Annotated in this window: 4 protein-coding genes and 1 riboswitch; of the genes, 3 read left to right on the forward strand and 1 reads right to left on the reverse strand. The window is 75.6% G+C overall.

Translation table 11 applies throughout. The features are described from left to right. Positions 1-15 precede the first annotated feature (15 nt). Entirely contained in the window at positions 16-792 is a 777-nt protein-coding gene (locus C1A33_RS33770; protein WP_341477244.1) for a cobaltochelatase subunit CobN, read from the reverse strand. 108 nt (positions 793-900) lie between these two features. Then, a riboswitch (cobalamin riboswitch) is annotated at positions 901-1,072 on the reverse strand. Between the two features lie 217 nt (positions 1,073-1,289). Here C1A33_RS33770 and cobG point away from each other — a divergent pair. The 3 genes from cobG to C1A33_RS19930 all read left to right on the forward strand — a co-directional run. Then, positions 1,290-2,666, forward strand: a complete 1,377-nt coding sequence (gene cobG / locus C1A33_RS19920) for a precorrin-3B synthase (RefSeq protein WP_101832955.1) — start codon at positions 1,290-1,292, stop codon at positions 2,664-2,666. Continuing rightward, complete coding sequence (locus C1A33_RS19925; protein WP_243407741.1) at positions 2,667-3,347, forward strand: precorrin-8X methylmutase; 681 nt, start codon at positions 2,667-2,669, stop codon at positions 3,345-3,347. Next, on the forward strand, positions 3,344-4,987 hold a 1,644-nt coding region (locus tag C1A33_RS19930; RefSeq protein WP_101832956.1), incomplete at its 3' end, for a precorrin-2 C(20)-methyltransferase. The genes C1A33_RS19925 and C1A33_RS19930, both read left to right, overlap by 4 nt.

The raw sequence follows: 4,987 nt of genomic DNA on the forward strand, positions 1-4,987 counted from the left end.
GATTCGCCCCGCCGATCACCACACCGTCCTGGGGCGTCCTCGACCGCCCGCCCGTTCCACCGCCGCGCACAGATCCTCGACGAACGCCGTGTTGCCAGCGACATGATGTGCCCGGTAGTACAGGATCCCGATCACTGGCACGGGGCTGGCGGTCCCGGTCCCGGTCCCGAGTGTGGCAACGGGCTCGGCCGCGAGCTTGGACGCGGCCATGGGCCGGGGCGCGGCGGCGGAGTCGCGAGTCGCGGCGGCCGGGCGGTCGAGGACGCCCCAGGACGGTGTGGTGATCGGCGGGGCGAATCCGCCGCCGGTGAGCAGCAGCGTGTCGGCGAGGAAGCGGTGCAGTTCAGCGAGGTTCGCCGGGCCGCCCTCGGCCAGGTAGGCGTGCGCCTCGGCGCAGATCCCGGCCGGCACCGTCGAGATCGCCATCAGCTCGGCGTCCGGGGCACGCTCCCCGCCGAGCACGACCACCGGCCGCGGGCCGGCGAGCAGCGCGTCCAGCCCCTCCTCCCACATCCGCCGGCCGCCGAGGATGCGCACCACGACGACGTCGACGCCGTCGGTCAGGGCGGCGAGGTCCGCGACGTCGACCCGAGCCGGATTGCCGAGCCGGAAGCGGACACCGCTCGCACGCGCCGAGAGCAGGTCGGTGTCCGACGTCGACAACAGCAGGACGGTCGCGTCCAGCTCGCCGGCGGGCGTGGCAGGGGCGGCCAGGCTCTCGGCCGGTGACGTTTCGCCGGGTGACGTTTCGCCGGGTGACGGTTGGACGGGGGGCGTCTGGGCAGGGGTCATGGTCGTGCCTTTCCCGGGGATCCGCGCCCCCGCGTCAGCCGGCCGGTGCCGGACGGCGCCCCGGACCACGGCATGGCGGGACGGACCGTGCCCGTCGCGGGCGAGGCGAGTATCCCGGCTCCCGGATCCGCGCCGCGGGGCTTCGAGGACGAAGCCGCGCCGCGCACGTTCCCCTCAGGCCTTCCCAGCGCGGGCACGCCGCCCGCGTCAGTGGCCGTACGTCGAGGTTCGCTGTCCGGTGACGGTGGCGGGACCGCGCCGGATTCGCACCGGACTTCCTCGCCGCTCGCCGCTCGTGGCCGCCTCACCATCGCAGAGCGGGCACCAGGACTGTCAAGAACGGCAGCTGTCAAGGCCCCGTGCCCGTGACCGTGAGAGCTGTGGGGCGAAGCTCAGCTGCCGACCTCGATGACCCGGCCGCCGCACGTCGCATCAGGTGAGTCACGCGAACGCCGATCAGCCGGCGGGTGCCCGGTTGGCGCACGTATGCTCCGCCGGTGCCCACCAGTCCGCGCGAGCGCGTCGCCGACGCCTGCCCGGGGGTGCTGCGTACGCACGCGGCCGCGGACGGCGCCCTCGCCCGGCTGCGCCTGCCCGGTGGCCTGCTCGACGCCACCGCCGCCCGTGCGCTGGCCGCGTGCGCCCGTGAGTTCGGCGATGGCTACCTGGAGCTGACCTCCCGCGGCAACGTCCAGCTCCGGGGCCTCGCCGACGGCGCCGCCACCATCCTCGCGGCCCGGGCCCGCGCCGCCGGGCTGCTGCCGTCGGACACCCACGAGCGGGTCCGCAACATCGTCGCCTCGCCGCTGTCCGGCCGCGCCGTGGCGTCCTGGCGGGATGTGACGCCGCTCGTCGAGGCCCTGGACCGCGCCCTGTGTGCCGATCCCGCGCTGGCCGCGCTGCCCGGCCGGATCCTGTTCGCCCTCGATGACGGCAGCGGCGACGTCGCCGCCCTCCCCGCCGACCTCACCCTGATCGCGCTGCCGGCGGGCCGTATGCTGCTCCGCGTGGCGGGTGAGCCGCGGGCTGTGCTCCTGCCCGAGCGTTGTGCCATCCCCGCGATCCTCGCCGCCGCGCACGCCTTCCTCGACCTGCTCGCCGCCACGGCACCGGGCGACACGCCCGCCTGGCGCATCGCCGAACTCCCGACCGGCCACGACCGCCTGCTCACCGCCGCCCAGCTCGCTGCCCGCCGCGCCCGCACGGACGATCGGGAGCCCCCGGCGGCCACCATCGAGATCATCCAGGCGGGCACGGCGGCCCGGAGCAGGGGCGATGCGTCGGCTGTCACACCAGGGCCGCACCGGCACAGTGATGGTCGGTACGCACTGACCGTGCTGGTCCCGCTCGGGAGACTGCGCGCCGACCAGCTCGACCTGCTCGCCGAGATCGCCGACGAGGCGGCGGGAGACAGTCGGATGGTGGTGACCCCGTGGCGGACGGTCGTCCTGCGTGATCTGGATCCGTCCGCGTCGCAGGGGTTCGGCGCTCGGCTGGCGGCGGTCGGGCTCGTCGTGGATCCGGCGTCCGGTTGGGTCGGCGTCACCAGTTGCGCCGGCCGTCCGGGCTGCGCGCGCGCCCTCGCCGACGTTCGACGCGACGCCGCCCGCTATGCCGCCCACGTCCAGGGATCGACGACGTCGGTGCACTGGTCGGCGTGCGCTCGGCGGTGCGGTCGTCCGGCCGGTGATGTCGTCGACGTGATCGCGGACGAGTCCGGCTATCGCGTACACGGCGGCGAGGAGCTGCCCGCGGATCGCTGGGCGGCGCTGAGTCGTGAGCTGGCGTCGCGCCACGAGTCCGCGTCGCTGCAGGAACTGATGTCGACGCGTGCCGGAACGTCGGGCGCGTCGACCGGACGGGAGGGTGACTGAGTGGACGCGGCGGCGGGAACGGCGGTACCGACGGTGGCGGCGGGAACGCCGCGTCCGGAGTACGTCCGGGACGGGGCGGAGATCTATCGCCGGTCCTTCGCGACGATCCGGGCTGAGGCGCGCCTGGACGGGCTGCCCGTCGACGTGGCCCGCGTCGCCGTCCGCATGATCCACTCCTGCGGGATGGTGGACCTGGTCGACGACCTGGCGTACAGCCCGGGCGTGGTCGCCGCGGCCCGGGCGGCGCTGCTCGACGGCGCGCCGGTGCTGTGCGACGCGCAGATGGTCGCCGCCGGGGTGACGCGCCGCCGCCTGCCCGCCGACAACGACGTCCTGTGCCTGCTCGGCGATCCGCGGGTGCCGGCGCTGGCCGCCGAGCTCGACACCACCCGCAGCGCCGCCGCCGTCGACCTGTGGGGTGAGCGGCTGGCCGGCGCCGTCGTCGCCATCGGCAACGCGCCCACGGCGCTGTTCCGCCTGCTGGAGCTGCTCGACGCCGGCTCCGTTCCCCGCCCGGCGGCGATCCTCGGCCTGCCGGTCGGCTTCATCGGCGCCGCCGAGTCGAAGCGGGCGCTCGCCGACGACCCGGCGGGCAGCGAGTTCCTCGTCGTCCATGGCCGTCGTGGTGGCAGCGCGATGGCCGTCGCCGCCATCAACGCGATCGCGAGCGAAGACGAGTGAGCGCCGTCGAGGAGCGCGGGGCGGGCGGCGCGGGACGGCTGTGGGGTGTCGGCGTCGGCCCCGGGGACCCGGAGCTGATCACGCTCAAGGCGGCGCGGCTCATCGGCGACGCGGACGTGATCGCCTACCACAGCGCCCGGCACGGCCGCAGCATCGCGCGGCGCATCGCCGCCACCCACCTGCGCGGCGACCAGATCGAGGAGGCGCTCGTCTACCCGGTCACCACCGAGACGAGCACCCATCCCGGCGGCTACCGCGGCGCCATCGACGAGTTCTACGAGGACTGCGCCAAGCGCCTGGCAGCCCACCTCGACGCCGGCCGCGACGTCGTCGTGCTCAGCGAGGGCGACCCGTTCTTCTACGGCTCGTTCATCCACCTGCACCGCCGCCTCGCCGACCGCTACCCGACCGAGGTCGTCCCCGGCGTGACGTCGCTGTCCGCCGGCTGCGCGGTGCTCGGCCGCCCGCTCGTCGAGGGCAACGAGGTGCTCACCGTCCTGCCGGGCACCCTGCCGCCGGACACCCTCGCCCGGCGCATCGAGGGCACCGACACCGCCGTCGTGCTCAAGATGGGCCGCACCTTCCCCGGCGTCCGCGACGCGTTCACCGAGGCCGGCCGCCTCGCCGACACCTGGTATGTCGAACGGGCGACCACCACCGGCCAGCGCGTCGCCCCCCTCGCCGACGTGGACCCGGCGAGCGTCCCCTACTTCTCCCTCGCCGTCCTGCCCAGCCCTGTCCGCGGCCCGGGCGACCCGGCCCCGCTGCGCGCGGGCCAGGCCGAGTGGGTACTCACCGCTGCTGTCACGCCCGGTGAGGCCGTGCCCGGTGAGGCCGCGCTCGGTGACGCCGCGCCCAGTGTCGCCTCGCCCGGCGTCACCTCGGTGGAGAGGGCGGCGTCCGCGTCGGCCAGGGGCGACGGGGGCGCCGGCGGCGAGGTCGTCGTGATCGGGCTGGGACCGGGCGACGCGGGCTGGCTGACACCGCAGGCCGCGGCCGAGCTCGCCGCAGCCGACGACCTGATCGGCTACGGCCCGTACCTCGACCGGGTGCCCGAACGGCCCGGGCAGCGTCGGCATCCATCGGGGAACACGGTCGAGGCCGACCGGGCCGAGCACGCGCTGGAACTCGCCGCCGCCGGCGCCGCCGTCGCGGTCGTGTCCTCGGGCGATCCCGGGGTGTTCGCGATGGCGACCGCGGTCGTCGAGGCGGCGGCGCAGGACCGGTTCGCGCACGTCGACGTGCGGGTCGTGCCCGGGCTGACGGCGGCGCAGGCGGTGGCGAGCCGGGTCGGCGCGCCGCTCGGCCACGACTTCTGCGTGCTGTCGCTGTCCGACCGGCTCAAGCCGTGGGACGTCATCGAGGCCCGCCTGCGTGCCGCCGCCGGCGCCGACCTCGTCCTCGCCCTCTACAACCCGGCGTCACGCACCCGCCGCGACCAGCTCGATCGTGCCCTCGCCGTCCTGCGCGACCACCGCGCCCCCGACACCCCCCTCGTCATCGGCCGGGACGTCGGCGGCCCGACCGAGACGGTCACCGTGACCACGCTCGGCGACATCGACCCGTCCGTCGTCGACATGCGCAGCCTGCTCCTCATCGGCTCCTCCACCACCCGCCTCGTCCCCCGCGCCGACCCTGAC

This window comes from Frankia canadensis (assembly GCF_900197875.1).
GTDB lineage: Bacteria > Actinomycetota > Actinomycetes > Frankiales > Frankiaceae > Frankia > Frankia canadensis.

What these genes read in the sequence shown, in the direction of transcription:
- C1A33_RS33770 (WP_341477244.1), bottom strand. Translation starts at nt 792, where the DNA reads ATGACCCCTGCCCAGACGCCCCCCGTCCAACCGTCACCCGGCGAAACG.